The 16577-nt window shown below is 42.6% G+C and carries 13 protein-coding genes; 3 read left to right on the top strand and 10 right to left on the bottom strand.

Annotated features, from left to right (window positions below; all coding sequences use genetic code 11):
* Positions 1–3 precede the first annotated feature (3 nt).
* The gene (locus J4N45_RS04580) at positions 4–633 is read left to right on the top strand and encodes a hypothetical protein (RefSeq protein WP_252013793.1); all 630 of its coding nucleotides are present in this window, start codon (positions 4–6) and stop codon (positions 631–633) included.
* 167 nt (positions 634–800) lie between these two features.
* On the opposite strand, the gene J4N45_RS04575 is transcribed toward J4N45_RS04580, so the two are convergent.
* Positions 801–1349, bottom strand: a complete 549-nt coding sequence (locus tag J4N45_RS04575; RefSeq protein ID WP_252013792.1) for a recombinase family protein — start codon at positions 1347–1349, stop codon at positions 801–803.
* A 1547-nt stretch (positions 1350–2896) separates the two neighbouring features.
* Here J4N45_RS04575 and J4N45_RS04570 point away from each other — a divergent pair.
* Entirely contained in the window at positions 2897–3121 is a 225-nt protein-coding gene (locus tag J4N45_RS04570) for an excisionase (RefSeq protein WP_252013791.1), read from the top strand.
* Complete coding sequence (locus tag J4N45_RS04565; RefSeq protein WP_252013790.1) at positions 3111–4250, top strand: phage integrase Arm DNA-binding domain-containing protein; 1140 nt, start codon at positions 3111–3113, stop codon at positions 4248–4250. The genes J4N45_RS04570 and J4N45_RS04565 overlap by 11 nt, the downstream gene beginning before the upstream one ends.
* Before the next feature lie 104 nt (positions 4251–4354).
* Here J4N45_RS04565 and J4N45_RS04560 read toward each other — a convergent pair whose 3' ends face one another.
* From J4N45_RS04560 to J4N45_RS04520, 9 genes are all read right to left on the bottom strand, one after another.
* Positions 4355–4966 carry a hypothetical protein gene (locus J4N45_RS04560; protein ID WP_252013789.1) on the bottom strand — a complete coding sequence of 204 codons (612 nt, stop codon included), beginning with the start codon at positions 4964–4966 and terminating at the stop codon, positions 4355–4357.
* A gap of 70 nt (positions 4967–5036) precedes the next feature.
* On the bottom strand, positions 5037–6062 hold the full coding sequence (locus J4N45_RS04555; protein WP_252013788.1) for a hypothetical protein: 1026 nt from the start codon (positions 6060–6062) through the stop codon (positions 5037–5039).
* A 644-nt stretch (positions 6063–6706) separates the two neighbouring features.
* Positions 6707–7513, bottom strand: coding sequence for an endonuclease/exonuclease/phosphatase family protein (locus tag J4N45_RS04550; protein ID WP_252013787.1), 807 nt, complete (start codon positions 7511–7513; stop codon positions 6707–6709).
* An 86-nt stretch (positions 7514–7599) separates the two neighbouring features.
* Entirely contained in the window at positions 7600–9228 is a 1629-nt protein-coding gene (locus J4N45_RS04545; RefSeq protein ID WP_252013786.1) for a PTS transporter subunit IIBC, read from the bottom strand.
* 59 nt (positions 9229–9287) lie between these two features.
* Positions 9288–11021, bottom strand: coding sequence for a glycoside hydrolase family 13 protein (locus tag J4N45_RS04540; protein ID WP_286036903.1), 1734 nt, complete (start codon positions 11019–11021; stop codon positions 9288–9290).
* 99 nt (positions 11022–11120) lie between these two features.
* Positions 11121–12086: a LacI family DNA-binding transcriptional regulator gene (locus tag J4N45_RS04535; RefSeq protein WP_252013784.1), complete on the bottom strand. Its 966-nt coding sequence runs from the start codon at positions 12084–12086 to the stop codon at positions 11121–11123.
* A gap of 1349 nt (positions 12087–13435) precedes the next feature.
* On the bottom strand, positions 13436–14080 hold the full coding sequence (locus J4N45_RS04530; protein ID WP_252013783.1) for a hypothetical protein: 645 nt from the start codon (positions 14078–14080) through the stop codon (positions 13436–13438).
* A gap of 419 nt (positions 14081–14499) precedes the next feature.
* Positions 14500–15720, bottom strand: coding sequence for an MFS transporter (locus J4N45_RS04525; RefSeq protein ID WP_252013782.1), 1221 nt, complete (start codon positions 15718–15720; stop codon positions 14500–14502).
* 81 nt (positions 15721–15801) lie between these two features.
* The gene (locus J4N45_RS04520; RefSeq protein WP_252013781.1) at positions 15802–16566 is read right to left on the bottom strand and encodes an inositol monophosphatase family protein; all 765 of its coding nucleotides are present in this window, start codon (positions 16564–16566) and stop codon (positions 15802–15804) included.
* Between the last annotated feature and the right edge of the window lie 11 nt (positions 16567–16577).

Here is a 16577-nt window from a genome sequence, read left to right as displayed (position 1 = left end):
AGATTGACCACCAAGAAGTGCAGCTACTCCCCTGCAACGGCCATCGCGCTGCTATTAAGACAAGAACTACCAAACTTCGGCATGTTGAAGATTGAAGGTGACTTTCAATTTGTGAACTCCTGGGAGCTCGAGACCGGAACACCACCAGTTGACGCTATCGCTAGATTAAGCAATCAACAAAGCGTTGCGTTCCACCTACCGTTCCCTGGAAGCACTAATAGTCAACTGGAACACTATTACCACCATGACTACGTTTTTGAGTTAGACTCAAGCGCTATAGCCGACTCATTGTGTTTGAAAGCAATTGCAAGCGGCGCTCAATTTAGGGAAGTTCTAGTAAAGAACTTTGATAGCTGGGCTACAGTCTTAAAGCCAGTCGTTAAACAAGAGGTAATCGCTGAACCCGTTCATGTTGTGAGACTATTAAACGAGCCCGTTCAATTTGAGCCACTAACCCATGAAACGGCCAGATCAATACCACCGAGCGATGCACAAATGTGTCAGTGCTGCGGCCAAAGGCCAGGCGAGAGAGCAAAAGGGGCATTTTGCTACGAATGCGTAAAGGAACATGTTGGCACAACTTACATTAGTATTGCCGCGATGTATCAATCGCTTGTTGGTAAAATAACTTAACTTTTGCAGCGTAATCAGCCTTTCATTAGACTGCAATGCACGCTTACGATGATCTGCTCAAAACTAGAGAGCTGTTCAGAAATGAAGAAGAAACGTGTCACGACACTCTAGCAGCCAGACGTAAAGGCCTCACAATCACTTCTAGAGCCTGATAACCACATCAAACTCTATGTTCCTCCAGACAGCACCTTATACACCGTAGAACGGCTACACGCGAGCTCACGGCTAATAGCATGCTTGTTCAAACCGCGGTTAGCTAACTCCCTTATGCGATGATGTAATACCAAGTCTGGGTGACGCCCAAGGTGCTTTCCTTGCTGTTTAGCTCGTTCTCTCCCTTCATTGCATCGCTGCAGTATTCTTGAGCGCTCCATCTCTGCAAATGCGCCAATTGTGGTATAGATAACGCGCCCCACGTCACTGTTTATATCTAGGTCGCCCAAGTCATGGCAAATAAGCCCTGCGCCCCGCGCGCTCAATTGATCGGCGACGCCAAGCGCATCGATTGTATTTCTGGCAATGCGGTCAACCTTGGTGACATGCACTATGTCCCCTTCCCTGGCAAACTCAAGAAGCTGTTTTAATCCTTGACGCTCCGCGCTCTTACCACTGGCTTTATCTTGATAGATCTTTTCACAGCCGATACGAGTCAGTTGTTCAACCTGAAGCCCTAAATCTTGTTCATCGCTACTAACACGAGCATAACCAATCAACATAACCCCTCCTCGACACTGTCCAATAAGTCCCAGCAAAAATGAAGACATGTACGACAAACATTTTGCCGACTTAACGTACAGTGATTACCTTACTATTTGGCCGTTTTGCTGAAGTCCGAAAAGGTACACCTTTTTGGACGGTCTATTCGACGAGTGCCTGAAACAAGCAGAGAGTTGAAACTCGGATAACACAGCCTTTCTAGCTCCTGCTCGATAGTTGATCTTAACTCGGCCATTGGTTCCAAACTCAGAACTGGAAAGTTGCTGTTAGCTGGCTCAATCATAGTTCTCCCCTGTGTTTCTTTGTTCTAGTAAAGCACTGGGGAAGCGATGGAAATTCAATTAAGCTGCCCAAGTGACACCTGTTAGTACCATTTAGTGAGTTTTCTTCAGGCATGTGAGGACGCCCTGCCAGTGTAAGTTCTTTAGATCAATCCCAGAAAAGGGAGATGTCTTGAGCCTCACGCGAACCTTATCAGCAGTGATAATCACGTTGGCCGTATTCAAGATTAAGGCCTGCGCTTTGCACAGTTATTCATCCCCGAAAGTAAACTTAGAGCGCGCTCAAGGCCGCGTTGACCATGTTTGCAATAACAAGAGCGCCCCGTGACATTGCCCAGCAGATTGGCGGTTTCAAAGCTTGTTTTACACGCTTGCTAACCCTGTCCGTCGCTCAAGGCCGCTATGGCCAAGTTGTACGATTTAAGCGGCTACGATAAGCGTCAGTGAAGAAGCTTTCTCTGCGATAGTCGCGCTGGGTATGGGATTTTTTGTCAGTAAAATTCCCCCCAGCATAAATTTTGGGTGGAAGGTGGGGAGGGTCTCCACCCATTACAGATAATTTCGGGTATTTTAGGCTTTCCACCCAAATACCCAAAACAGCCTATTTTTGCTTTTTACCCACCCTTGCAATCATATGATTTATCGTGACATTCGTTTTTTCTCTTGCTTTTTTGTCAACGTTAAAACACGCCTTCCACCCATTACGGGAAATATGACACTTTTCATGATTCAGAAATTAACGTAATACATCGAATTCATTTCACTCTTTGTTTTTCTGACCAATTTTCCCTTGGGTAAAAGAGGGCTCTCCACCCAATACCGGCATTTCACTTAGAATCATCAACAATCGACTTTCCTACGTCATTGTTTTTAAATGTTTTCTTTAAATTCTCAGAAATTTTCCCTACATATTCCACCCAATATAGAGAAACCAACGGTGATTTTGTCGCTAAGTGCACTTTGTGTTTTCTAGCTGTTTTCCCACTTCCTGATGCATGTCGAGTGATGATTAAATTCGCAGTTCAGAGCAAGAAAATTATCTGAACGAAATGTACTTTACTTCTTCGATATTTCTACGGTGGCCTACCTCAAAAAAATTTTTGTGCACTCGTTTTTGGCTGCTTAATCCCATTGCCACCATTTCGGCCTCGCTAATCTAGAAAAAGTAGGTAAACGGACTTTTTGGGTTCAACCCAAAGGTATGATGGTCGGTTACAGCAAGGCGATTGGCTGACTCAGGCAACAACTAAGGTCAGGAGTGAACTATGCATATTACGATTCGGGAATGGGCAATCCAAGAGTTTGGCTTTGCCCCAAGTGCGAGTACGTTGGCGAGCTACGCAAAAACAAAGCAGATACACCCGGCTCCGGTTAAATTCGGCGGAAAATGGATGTGCGATGAAAAAGCGGTATTTGTCGGCCTTTGCTCAACAGACTCCATAGAAATCAGCGACCCTGTCGTAGCTAGGATTTTCCGTCATGGCAGCTAGACCTAGGGCACACAATCTAAACGTCCCCAATCTCTATCAGAAATTTGATAGGCGAAATGGCAAGGCGTATTACCAATACCGAGATACTCGAACCGGTAGATTCCATGGATTAGGAACCGACAGAACAACAGCGATTAAGGTTGCGACAGAGCTTAATCGACTCATCGCTACTCAGCTAGTCGAGCAATATCACCACATTTTCAACGCTAATCCTGCCAAGAAAAAACGACTGGGGATCAGTACCGGTGAATGGTGTGAGCGATACATGGAGATCCAAGCCGAAAGACTTGAGACTGGTGAAATCGTTGATGCTACCTTCAAAACACGGAGAAGTGGCATCAAAGTCCTAAATGACAGATGTAAGCATGTTGCTATCAGAGAGCTCGACACAAAGACTCTGGCCATCATCATTGATGAGTACAAACGGGAAGGCAAAACACGAATGGCTCAAGTTCTGAGGTCTATTTGGATTGATGTATTCAAAGAGGCTCAACATGCCGGTGAGGTTGAAGCCGGCTATAACCCTGCCTTAGCGACTAAGCCCCCAAAAACGAATGTTCGCCGTTCACGTCTAACCGTATCTCACTGGGAGCAAATCGACCGCGTCTTGAAAAACTCACCTCACGTCTACTGCTATCACGCTGCCCTGCTCGCTTTGACGACAGGACTGCGTCGAGAGGATATTTGTAACCTCAAGTTCTCAGACATTGAAGATGGTCTACTCTATGTTGCCACAAGTAAATCTGGGCAGAAAACAAAACTGGCGTTTCCTCTAACCCTTCGTAATCCAATTCTCGATATGACGCTGGCTGAGATTATAGGGATGTGCCGAAAGACGGATATAGTGTCACGCTATCTCGTTCACAATATAGCGCGAGTACACAGCACCAAACCAGGCGACAAGGTCAACGTCAACACTGTCACTCGAAGGTTTGCCGAGGCTCGAGACAAAGCCAATCTAAAATGGGAAGGCACCCCTCCTACTTTTCATGAACTACGATCATTGGCCGAACGCACATACCACGAAGCAGGTGTCGATACCCAAAAACTACTTGGTCACAAAGACCGCAGAACGACGGATAGGTATTCAGATAACCGAGGTAGTGAGTATGTTGTGGTGGGTGAGTGAATTACTATTCGTGGACGATAGAAACTCACTTACCAGTAAGCAATCCGAGTTCGGTAACAGGTAGAGCCCATGTTTTGAGTCGATTTAGACTTGACCTAAGGTGTTCAATATCCGATGAAAGTTTCATAAGCTCTGGAAAAATCCTTTCCTTTTGCTATTAAACGTATACCGATTGGAATAAGTACCAAGGGAAGGATATAAAGCCCTAAGCATAATCCTAAAATTATTAAAAGCCAGCCAAATATACCACCAACGTATCCCCCGCCTTTCACTCCTTTACTGATATTTTTATATGCATGAGCCCTGAACTTACCAGTAAATTGTTCCATTTCACCAATAACAACCACTTCGTCTTGATGATTAAGAACCCATGAATCTTTCAAATGTAATTCAATCACCACCTTCTTAGAGTCCAGTTCAAATTGAACTTGCCCGGACGCGATTGCATTATAGCTAGTAACTTTACCAACTAGTACTTCAAACTTACTCGTACTTCTTTCTGTCAAGATTGCATCTTCTTTCGAGTCTGATTCCTCTAGTTCAACTAAATCCACTCTAGCCACTGCTATTGCTTTTTCAATCGAACTTGCTTCTACATTACCCAGTGATCTAAATCCATTGGATAGATATTCATTAACATCATCCCGAGCGGTAAACTTATCCATATTCACCGCTTCAAATTTTTCCTCTTTTTTAAATACTTGGTAAGTTTCCATCTACAATATAGCTCCTTAGCACTAATCCAATAAAATTAATAGGCAGCACATTCCATGCTACGTGAAGCAACTACTTACTTGCTGTTTGATACGTAAATTCTACTTCTTTTTGTGCATATAGATTAACTAGCCTAGGAAGCATTGATACATCTCTTCTCTCTAGCTTATTTTCCATCTCTTTCGCCCCATATGCCTGAGCAAACTTGTGCGGCTTTGAGAGCCATGCGTATGCGGGAGTGTAAGCGTAGTCATACTCATAGCTGCTGCTCAAGCTTCCCATCGGGAAGTCTGACGGAAGAAAAGCGGTAATAATCAGATACTGCTTTACGTCTTTACCATTAAATGCAGGAACTTCTGTACCTGAGTCGTTTTTGGTAAGTTGAATCCGCTGCCACACCCTTACCTGACAATCTCCATCTCTAATGAATCCAAGACTTTTTAAAGAACTCACGTTCTCCACAACTGGAACTTCACAAAGTGGGGAGTAGTTTCTGGACTCATCCTCATTATTGAGTGGAACAATATAGTTAGATGAGGCACCCCAGAAATCCGTAGCTTTAGGTTCTAAGTTTGTAGAGTCCAAATAAACAACCTTAATGCCTGACTTTGTGTAAGCATCCTTTATGATGCCTGCCAACTCGTTTCGATTAGCAATAATAGTATCTTTTATTTCAGATTGAGTTCTTTTTTCGGAAACATCTACAAATCGTAAGACTGCATTCATTGAGTACATAGAGCTGATTTCTTTTTTAGAGCTAGAACCAAAAAAGAACGAACCAACATCAGCAAATGAGGCTCCTTGGGCGATCAGAGCTGCAGTGCCACCTAAGCTTAAAACATCTTTAGTTATGGACTTGCCCTTTACATACGGAGCATCGAGGTTATTTTTGTAATCAATATCGACTTGTGAGTAATCGTACATAATTCTCATAGCATCCGAGAATTGTTCGTCTGGCTCGACTGCATCTAATGAAATTTCTGAAGTCACACGCTGATTGCTCAACGCGTATTCACCAGCTTCATATGGCTTTGAGGAGCACCCCACAATACCGATCGAGGCTGAAATAACCCAAAGCTTCAACGAACTTTTCACCATAATTAGTTATCCTTAACAAAAACAGGCTTAATCAACCGAGGTATCCTACAACCAATTTTATATAAGAACAATCATAAGCAATTGATTTAATTATTAATAAATCAATTGTCGATAACCAAGAGCAATGAGTGCACACCAAAGAATTCAGCAGGCAAATATAACAATACTAATCTTAGGGTAAATAACTCTGATCTTTTAAGGCGCGCTTTTGGAAGCTCTAAACAGTTGTCCAGTACGTTAGAGTTAATAGAGGAAATATTAAGGCGTTTTAAAAGTGACCCAGTAACTCATACTAGGCCACCTATAACACTATTGAAGCGCATCTAGAAGACACTGATATTTTGGAGAACTTTCATTGGAGTAATTTTGGAAACAGAAGTTTATTACTATTTTTCAATCAATTAAAAGAAAAAGCTGTGCTGCCCATACATACAACGAGAATCGATGGTGTCTTTTTATTATTCATAGAGTTAACACCTAATTTCGGCCAATTTTCACGTCAAAGATACAAAAAATTTTAGTCGATAAATCAGGTGCTTGTCAGTTTAATTATCTTGAAGAGCAGTAAGTAATCACCAAACGGACTCTTGGGGTTTGGCCGGTTGTAGAATGTGGATTTATAAGCTGCGATAAGTTAATAAACATTAAGTAATGTCTACTTCCATCAGAACCCCAAAGTGATCCGACACAACCGGATAAAAATCGCCATTAAAAATCACCTGATGCTGCTTTACCACCACGGGTTGATTACTAAAAACCAAATCAATCCGAAGCGCTTGGCTATTTTTTTCCCAACCATCAATGTTTTTAATTACTGTGGTTCCAGCATCTTTAATTTCAGCTATTTCATAACAATCTATCAATCCGCGCTGTAAAACATAATCATAACCTTCATTGCGTATATGGCTTGGGTTGTTGAAATCACCTAATAGAAAGCTCAGTTCTGTTGATAATGTTGCATTGATTCGGTTGAACTGATCCTCAAATGAGTTCTCTGAGTCATTCCACCAGCCGCAATGACAATTATAAAGATTGAAATCACCTTGTTGGGAAGTCACCTTAATACGCACTGCTCGTCTATGTTTCCAATAGTTCACGTCATAGTTATCGCTTAGGTCAATGACCTCATGTTCGATAATCGGCAGTCGCGTCAAGAACGCCAGTCCCTCGTGATATACGTCATAACTTTGATGAACGAAATCCCATGTAAGTTGGTAGTGATAACCGTATTCCATGAGCTTTTTCTGTAACAAGTAACCATAGTTATCAGCGAGCACAGTGTGATTGGTTAATATATTGGCATCAACAGCCGGGCTGTCTTGATGTTGATTCACTTCCTGTAATGCAACGACATCGCACCCTTGCTCGATAATGGCTTGCGCTACCACATCCAACTTTTCTAGCTGTTTCTCTTCTTGCCAACTATGGGTATTTAGCGTCATTAACTTCATTTATTAATCACTTATTTATTTGGAGTGAGTTAAACGCAGCGCAAGGCTGCGTTTTTCGAGGTTACTCTATCTAAATAGAGAAATAACTACGCTGGTTGTGCTGAAAACTTCGCAACCAATCTAGATTTAATGACATCCACTCCAGGACCATAAATAACTTGTACTCCTTGCTCTTTAATTACAGCGCCAAGTGCTCCCGTCGGCTTCCATAACTCATATTCGGCAACCAACTGCGGATCATTAACTGTAACGCGCAAGCGAGTCATACAAGCATCAATCTCAGCAATATTGGTACGGCCACCTAAATTCTTAATGATAGTTTCCATCTTCTCATCTTCTGACATGGATTCCGAACTGTCATCGAGGTAGTTACCCATGCGTCCCGGTGTTGGCAATTTAAGTTTGACAATAAGCACACGGAATAATCCATAGTTAACACCAAAGAAAACAATAGACACCAATGCGAAGCGAACCAAGTCACCACCAATGCCCGCTGAAGTCATCATAGGTATACGAGTGACTAATTCAATCAAACCAAAGGCATGTACACGCAGGTCCATCACATCTACTAACGCAAATGCAACCCCTGTTAACACCGCATGCGCAACATACAAAACAGGAGCAATAAACATAAACATGAATTCAATAGGCTCTGTTACACCTGTTAATAACACAGCAAGACACGCAGATAAAAACATTGGCTTGTATTGTTCGCGCTTATCACTATCAACACAGTGATACATGGCAAGGCCAATACCAATCAATGAAGACGCTGCGATAATAACTTGGCCCGCCTTAAAACGCGCTGGATGTACTGTATCTAGTAGATGTTGGTAAGCTATCGGATCGCTTAATTTAAGATTATTTAGATCGCTCACCCAAGCAAGCCATAATGGGTCTTGACCATAAACACTTGAGCCTGCATTCGTACCAGTCAGAAGCTCATAAGTACCACCCAACTCGGTGTAGTTCATTGGAATAGTTAAAGTGTGGTGTAAACCAAATGGCAGTAATAAACGCTCTAACGTACCATATAGAAAAGGAGCAGTAATCGGTGCTGTATCTTTAGAGGTTGCAATCCATTGACCAAAATCATTAAGTGCTCCTTGAATTAAAGGCCATACGATTGATAAAGCAAACGCAATAATCATCGAATAGAAAATAACTACAAAAGGTACAAAACGCTTTCCGTTGAAAAACGCTAATGCCTGAGGCAAGCGAGCGAAGTCATGATAGCGGTTAAATAAGTTGGCACCTAAATAACCAGACATAATACCAATAAACACACCCATATTTAGAGCAGGAGCACCCAAAATATTAGTGAAGAATTGAGAGACAGGTAGTTCAGAACCAAATAGGCTCATCACAACCGCTTCTGGATCACTGAGCATAGCGTTATCCACGCCCAATATAACGCCAGTGATACGGTTGATTAAGATGAAGGCAATCAGAGCAGCAAATGCGCCTCCTGCTCGTTCTTTAGCCCATGAACCACCGATAGCGACAGCAAATAATAGGTGAAGGTTAACGATGACGCCCCAACCTATGTTTTCCATAATAGCGCCTAGTGTTTCAATGGCGCCAACACCACCGGCATACATTGCGACAACTTTACCGAGTGATATCATGATACCCGCGGCTGGCATCACCGCGATAACAACGATCAGGGACTTCCCGAATCGTTGCCAAAAATCAAACGACAGTAACTTACTCATAAATGATTCCTTGTTTTAAATGCAGGGTAGCTTTATAAAGGCCCTGCGATAAATATAAATTAGTGTTTTCTTACAAATATATATGCAGCATAAGCGGGAGCAATTTTCGTCGCTATAAAACCTGAACAAGCGTGTTCGTTGTTGATATTCTGATTATCAAGTACTAACTCGCCTAATTGCGAGCAGTCGATATCAACGACGTTCTCTTGTGGACTTAAATTGGTAATAATGGTCCATGTCATATCTTGAGCAACACGTTGATAAGCATAGATATTAGGATCGCTAGGTAGCAGCAATTGATAACGGCCAACCACCAAGCTTTCATTTGACTTACGCAGAGCAATCAGCTGCTTGTAGAAACTCAAAATCGAATTTGGATCTTTCTGTTGTTGCTTAACGTTGATATCTGCGTGCTGTTGATTGACCCAGAACCAAGGTTGCACCTCAGAAAAACCGCCAAATTTCTGGTCGTTCCATTGCATTGGCAAGCGACTGTGGTCGCGGGATACCTGATTTAGCAAAGCTAAGATGTCTGCTTCGCTTTGACCTTGTTGAGATAGCTTTTGAATCAAATTTCTAGCAGACACATCATTAAATTCGTCAAGAGACGTAAACTGATGATTTACCATACCAATCTCTTGGCCCTGATAAATAAACGGAGTCCCTTTCATCAAGAAATAACAACTCGCTAATGCGGTAGCACTGGCATACCTAGAATTAGGGTCGGCAAAAGTATCAATACTACGAGCTTGATCGTGGTTTTCTAAATAGAGCGCATTCCAACCTTTACCTTCTAATGCATCCTGCCAACGCGATAAAATGCGTTTGAACTCCACCAGATCTAAACGCTCGTTGCTTTGTTCTTCCGACCATAGCTTCATGTGTTCAAACTGAAAAATCATGTTGAAAACACCACCTTGATCCTGCTCGGTCGCTTCGGCAACCCAAGGCAATGCATTCTCGGCAGTAACCCCATTGGCCTCACCAACTGTGACAATATCAAAGGGATCAAACGCCTGCTCTTTTAACTCATGCAGATGCTTTTCAATACCTGCCACATTCATGTGATAATCAAACGAGGAGACATACTTTTCATCCTTTGGATTGGGTAAAGAAGGTAAACCTGGTTGTTTCTGAATATGGCTAATGGCATCCACACGGAAACCATCAATACCGCGCTCCAACCACCAATGAATCATTTTGAATAGTGCTTGCTTAACTTCAGGGTTTTCCCAATTCAGGTCCGGTTGTTTTTTAGAAAATAGGTGCAAGTAGTACTGTGCAGTTTTTTCATCATATTCCCATGCACTACCATGAAAAATACTTTCCCAATTGTTTGGGTCGCAAGTCAGTTTTTCATCGGTAGGCTCACAACCATCACGCCAAATATACCAGTCGCGCTTAGGGCTATTTTTGTTATCTCGAGATTCGATGAACCATGGATGTTCATCACTGGTGTGGTTGATCACTAAGTCCATAATGATGCGAATGCCACGCGTATGAGCAGCAGCGATCAGTCTATCCACATCCTCCAGGGTTCCAAAGTCAGGATGAATCGCTTGGTAGTCACTAATGTCGTAACCGTTATCATCGTTCGGTGATGCATAGAATGGGCAAATCCATATTAAATCAATGCCCAAATCAGCTAGGTAGTCCAGCTTAGCAATGATTCCATTGATATCACCAATACCATCTTGGTTCGTATCATAAAAGCTACGGGGATAAATCTGGTAGGCGGTCGCTTTTTTCCACCACTCGAGTGGGTTTGCATGTGTGTTATTGGCGCAAATCATCAATGTTATGTCATGTGTTATCGATAACACATGAGGTTAAATGTATTATGTTTAGACTCAATATAATTTCAAAGAAACTGTGAGATACCCCTCATAACCTCAAGAGAACCGTGAACTCTCTCTCATTTTTAAATCAAATGTACCTTCAACGGAACTGAAATCGCGCTTTATCAGTTTTTTGACAGCTTGGTAGCCCACTTCATAGTAGTTAAAAGCCACAGTAGTCAGGCTCGGGACCAACAGATCGCTGTAGTCATAGTCGCCCATGCCTACAATCCATACGTTATGACCAATCTTGAGTTGCTGTTCTTTGGCGCGACGATATAAACGAATGGCAATATTATCGGTGGCACAAAAGTAGACATGGTTAGGCTGTAAGTGAATTGCCTGGTAGTCGGCTTTTTCCTCAGAGTTGGCTAGGGCTTGCAGTGAAAAGTTTAACTCGGGTACTGTGTCGGTAATGGTGGCTTGCATCGACTTAGTTCGGCTAGAAAGCATACGCTCATCGTAAATATAATTTACGGCTACCAGCGGTGCTTGCTGCTGTTTTAACTGAGTAATGGTTTGAGAGACGAGTGCTTTAATAGCTGCATGATCGGGGTAATATAAACAACAATGGTGGGGAGAGTTTTTGCCAATAAATAACACATTATCTAAGGTTTGATAAAAAGTCTCTTCAACACTGTGCTTTGAAGCGATAATAATCGTGCCCAGTGCATTTAAGCCGTTAAACTCTCTTACGGCTTGGCATTCTGACTCATGATTAAATCCTGTGGAATGAAACAGCATTCGTACTTGTGATTCGTTGGCAGCAGCCAGCGCCCCTTTAATCACTAGACTCGTCGTATATGACTCAATACGAGGTGCGACGAAACCAATAATATTAGATTGGCTTCGAATAGAGCGAGCAAATATATTAGGCGTGTAATGACTATCCTTGACGATAGCTTCAATTTTAAGGCGGTTCTCCGCCGAGACATAACCGCCATTAAAGTAACGTGACACAGTCATTGTTGAAATTCCAAGCTGTCTTGAAATCTCAGCCATTGTCATCTTTTTACTCATTACATACTTCCTTCAATAATGCACTATTGTCATACACCAAAGTGACCTCAAGATGCTGGATTCAGAGTGGAGTCACTTCGGTATAGTATCCAATATATTGACTTACAATACAGTAAATAAAACTGGGTGTGGGCATGAGTGCGCGATTTTTACTCACAAGATTCGGGCCTGCACACAAGAACAGGGAGTAAGCATACGTTGAGCAAGCTAGGCCTCAATGCTGACGAATAGAATACAGTGTGCCAACAATTTGTAATTCGCGACTTAGCGCTTATGTAAAACGAGGGATCTGCGCTGCCTTTACCATTGTTCACTTAATGCCGTTCCACGGCTATGATGCTTCGTTCCGCCAGCCACTTCTCAACAAGCTCTTCGTAAAATTGACTTTTAACTGTAACATCATACACGGCAAGCATTTTTCCGTCTTAACGTATAGTGATTACCTTACCATTTGATCATTTGACCATTTCATCCCAGTCTGAAGAGGTAGACCTTTTGGCTGGTATATTCGACGAGTAGATAAAACAAGGGGGAGTATAGAAACTTGGATAACACTATCTTTCCAGCTCCTGCTCAATAGTTGATCTCAACTTGGCCATTGGTTCCAAACTCAAAGCTGGAAACTATCTCTTAGCCGGCTCAATCATAGTTCCCTCCTGTGTTTATTTGTTCTAGTAAAGTAGTGGGGAAGCTATGGAAATTGGATTAAGCAGCTTGAATGACACCTGTTAATTCCATTTGATGAGTTTTGAGCAAGCATGAAGGACACCCCTCCTACTTTTCATGAACTAGGATCCTTGGCCGAACTCACATACTACGAAGCAGGCGTCGATATCCAAAAGCTCTTTGATCACAAAAACCGGCGAACGACGGATAGGTACTCAGATAACCGGAGTGATGAGTATGTTGTGGTGGGTGAGTGAAGCAGCAGTCGCGAACGATTAGTTCTAAACAGATAGTTACATTTGTGGCTAATCCATGAAAGTGCTGAGCCCCAAATTTTAATCATTTCTGTGTCAGACCTATGACCAAAATCAGAGCATTTAACATTAAAGTTTGGCAAAAAAGTTGAAACAGTAACGCTCTATAATCACTGTATTCAGGTGGATTGCGAGACAGAACTTTGTCATTCGTAGTAATAAATTAGAATTCACAGATTAGCTCACGCATTGTTAAGTGACAACTACTGCCGCTAAAGCGAAATAAAGACACCGCAATCAGAAAACTCAACCAAACCAAAGTCGCTGACTGCTTGATGTCAATTTGAACAACTTTCTAGCAATTTTTCAGGAAATAGTGAAGCCCTTTCAAGAGCACATACTGCTTTTCTAGTTTCATCGATTCCTCTGTCACATCAGTAGTAAAAAAATCGGCTCTCTAGTTGATACTATAAAATACAATACTTCTATGGCGCCAATAGCTTTATAAAAGTTGATCGGCTTTCCATAGTCAGAATCAGCGAAAGCTCCGTGTAGTATACCATGTCGATTAGTATTATCTTCGTGAGGGTGATTTTCTGACTTTGAATATAGATTAGTACCCGTAAAGTAAACAAATGAATCTAAAAGAGAGATTATTTCATTAACAGCTCCAATATTGTTAGCTGACACATCATTTTTACACTTCGTAGCCAATGCCATATACACATTCTTAATATAAGTTTCCGACAAACCACTTGCCTCGAGAATTTTTCGTCCTGCACCTTCTACAACAGGGGTGAGCCCTGATGCTGCTACGTGATGCAACTCTAGACAATGAGCATCAATTGCTTCTGAAATTATCTCTTTGTACTCACAAATATGAGGAACTATAGGGTATCGATGAGTAACCATTGTTGAAAGGTGTGCTGGTGAATAAACTTTGCTGAGCATAGACTCTAAATCAAAATCATTGTCTTGTGTTATTCCATTAGCAATCTCGCCTAAGTACCCCATATTAACATGTGGGGGAATAAACCACCCAACACTGTGGTAGAGATCTCCATAGTAATCCAAAGCACAATCTCGACTAATTACTAACGCCGCATTTCGCTGAGAGTAGCGCGACCAAGAAACTCAAGCATACCTCGTAAACACTGATTTCACGATGGAATGAAAAATGTAGAGCGTTGCAAATCACTCTTAAACCGTTTTTCAAGAGTATTATTTCAACAATGAAAAAGTATACGCTGCAGCAAAGCTACTAGTTGCTGCAATAAACCAGCAACAGGCCTTCCAATGGTTAAAGGTATTGGAGGACAACATGTTTTTGTATGGCTCCATTGTTATCGTGGTTTAAGCGTTACGTATCAGAACTGCGGATTCTCGAGTCAACCGGCAGCTTTGTAGCTAACTCGAAAGTGAACTGCAGCTTTTCCCAAATTAGAACTCAACAGATAAACTGAAGATAGTTAGATGCCAATCGCAGCACTAACCTACTGTTCCCTTGCACTTAGCCTTTTCACCATCACTGAAAACATCATGATGATCAGGTAACAGATAGCCACCAACCCAAACGTATCAGAAATAACATACCTATCGGCTAACAACGCTTGCAGCATAGGGAATATAGCTCCCCCACAGCCCGCCATCACGAGTATCCCAGACGCTTTCGCTGCCTGAGCGCCAAGCCTGTTCAAAGCAAGCGAAAAAATGACTGGATACATAATCGAATGACACAACCCAAGCCCCACCAATAACATACCCGATAGATAGCCCGGATTAACAACAGCAAAGATTGAGATCAATAGTGCGACAGACGCGTTGGTTATCAAGACATTACGAGCATCAAACCTCGCTAACGTCATTGCCCCAACTATACGACCTAATAGTGCCCCACCCCAGTAGAAAGCAATATAGCGACTCGCCTCTGATGCTGTCATCTTGACGACATCACTTAAATACGAGATGAGATAAGTGGCAACACTCACTTCTGCACCGGTGTAACAAAAGATAGCAACGACACCAAACCAGAAATGGGGGTGCTTGATCTTAGCCCTCGCACCGGTGTCGGTCTTTTTACTATCGCGGTTGTTAGGAAAAGAGATACTGGCTTTTTTGAGCAGAAAAGTGGTTACGACAATAACGAGTATAAGGCCCAGATATGGCACCAGCATATTTGCAGCGCGTTCACTTACTGTTTGCGAGTAATCTCGAAACAAGAAACCAGCAGCCATCAATGGAGCGAGCGTCACACCAATCGCATTGACCATCGAGCTAAAGGTAAGCCTTTGAGAGGACAGATTTTGCGGCCCCATATTGGTCACTACTGGATTGACAACGACTTGCATTGTGGTCACAGCAATCGATATTACTATGGTTGCCGCTAAGGACAAGACGTACGATGAGGTGATGGCAGAGACCAACATCACACCACAACCAAATAATGCAAAAACCAATGACAGGAACAAACTGCTGCGATAACCGTATCGCCCAATCAGAAAAGCTGAGGGTAACCCCATAACAACAGGGATCATAGAGAAAACTACTTGTACCAACACCGACTGGGTGTGGCTTAGCGAATACACCTCTCTTAAATAGGGAACAAGCAAGCTTGTCATTGCGGTCAAAGCGCCCCAAATTAGAGGAACTAAGCTGATTATCCAAAGTGCGCTGCGATTGCTAGAGATGTGTGTCTGTGGCTGAGCTGCGATCATAGAGTTAAAGCTTCAGAAAGGTTAGGTTAAAGCTGGTATCGGCATGCGTTTATCCTGATACCAGCCGTGATATTGAGATGCTTAACCAGCAAGTAGCGCGGTAATAGCAGGGATGCTCGCTTGTATTGCGTAGCCGCCTTCAATCTGTTTAGCGGTCACATCAGCCTTTGCTTCTCTAAGGATGACAACGCCGGCCATAATGTCCCACGCGTTGATGAAATCTTCTCTGTATCCATCAAATCGTCCCGCGGCTACGTGCGCTAAGCCCAAGGCTGCTGACCCGTGTCGGCGATGTTCGATCCCGTGGTTCAATAGCCTTTGCATGGTGTTTAGATAATTCTCTAAAGACATTTTTGGTGAATACCCAAGATTGACAAGGCCTACAAACGCTTCGCTGCCTTGATACACTTCAATCAACCTATCATTAAGATAAGCACCTTCACCTTTAAGCGCATGAAACAGCTCATCAAGACTAGGGTCGTAAATCACACCAATCACCGGCTCCCCATTGACGACATAAGCAATCGACACACACCAAGCCGATTGCTTTCTCAGAAAGTTAGTGGTGCCATCGATTGGGTCGACAACCCAAACACCGGCACAACTCTCAGCCGTTGCACCGCTCTCTTCACCTAAGAAGCCATCTTCTGGATACGTTGACTCAATCTGATTTCGTATATACCTTTCCGTTTCACGATCGGCATCACTAACGAAATCTTGGTGACCTTTTACATCGATTTCTAAGTTGCCTTTTCGCAGTTGATCTTGATAATCCTTAGCTATCGCGCCTGCTTTTTCAGCCAGTTCACATGCAAAGTCGTATTTTTTTTGTAATTCGTTATTCATTGTTCGGTTCA

The sequence above is a fragment of the Vibrio sp. SCSIO 43140 genome, assembly GCF_023716585.1.
GTDB classification, from domain to species: Bacteria; Pseudomonadota; Gammaproteobacteria; order Enterobacterales; family Vibrionaceae; genus Vibrio; species Vibrio maritimus_B.
The sequence above is the reverse complement of the archived record's forward strand: the minus strand, read 5'-3'. Positions and strand labels throughout refer to the sequence as shown.

Excerpts from the sequence above, each read along its gene's own strand:
- J4N45_RS04550 (WP_252013787.1), bottom strand. The coding sequence starts at position 7,513 with ATGAAGTTAATGACGCTAAATACCCATAGTTGGCAAGAAGAGAAACAG.
- J4N45_RS04525 (WP_252013782.1), bottom strand. The coding sequence starts at position 15,720 with ATGATCGCAGCTCAGCCACAGACACACATCTCTAGCAATCGCAGCGCA.
- J4N45_RS04575 (WP_252013792.1), bottom strand. The coding sequence starts at position 1,349 with ATGTTGATTGGTTATGCTCGTGTTAGTAGCGATGAACAAGATTTAGGG.
- J4N45_RS04570 (WP_252013791.1), top strand. The coding sequence starts at position 2,897 with ATGCATATTACGATTCGGGAATGGGCAATCCAAGAGTTTGGCTTTGCC.
- J4N45_RS04565 (WP_252013790.1), top strand. The coding sequence starts at position 3,111 with ATGGCAGCTAGACCTAGGGCACACAATCTAAACGTCCCCAATCTCTAT.
- J4N45_RS04545 (WP_252013786.1), bottom strand. The coding sequence starts at position 9,228 with ATGAGTAAGTTACTGTCGTTTGATTTTTGGCAACGATTCGGGAAGTCC.
- J4N45_RS04520 (WP_252013781.1), bottom strand. The coding sequence starts at position 16,566 with ATGAATAACGAATTACAAAAAAAATACGACTTTGCATGTGAACTGGCT.
- J4N45_RS04555 (WP_252013788.1), bottom strand. The coding sequence starts at position 6,062 with ATGGTGAAAAGTTCGTTGAAGCTTTGGGTTATTTCAGCCTCGATCGGT.
- J4N45_RS04560 (WP_252013789.1), bottom strand. The coding sequence starts at position 4,966 with ATGGAAACTTACCAAGTATTTAAAAAAGAGGAAAAATTTGAAGCGGTG.
- J4N45_RS04535 (WP_252013784.1), bottom strand. The coding sequence starts at position 12,086 with ATGAGTAAAAAGATGACAATGGCTGAGATTTCAAGACAGCTTGGAATT.
- J4N45_RS04540 (WP_286036903.1), bottom strand. The coding sequence starts at position 11,021 with ATGATTTGCGCCAATAACACACATGCAAACCCACTCGAGTGGTGGAAA.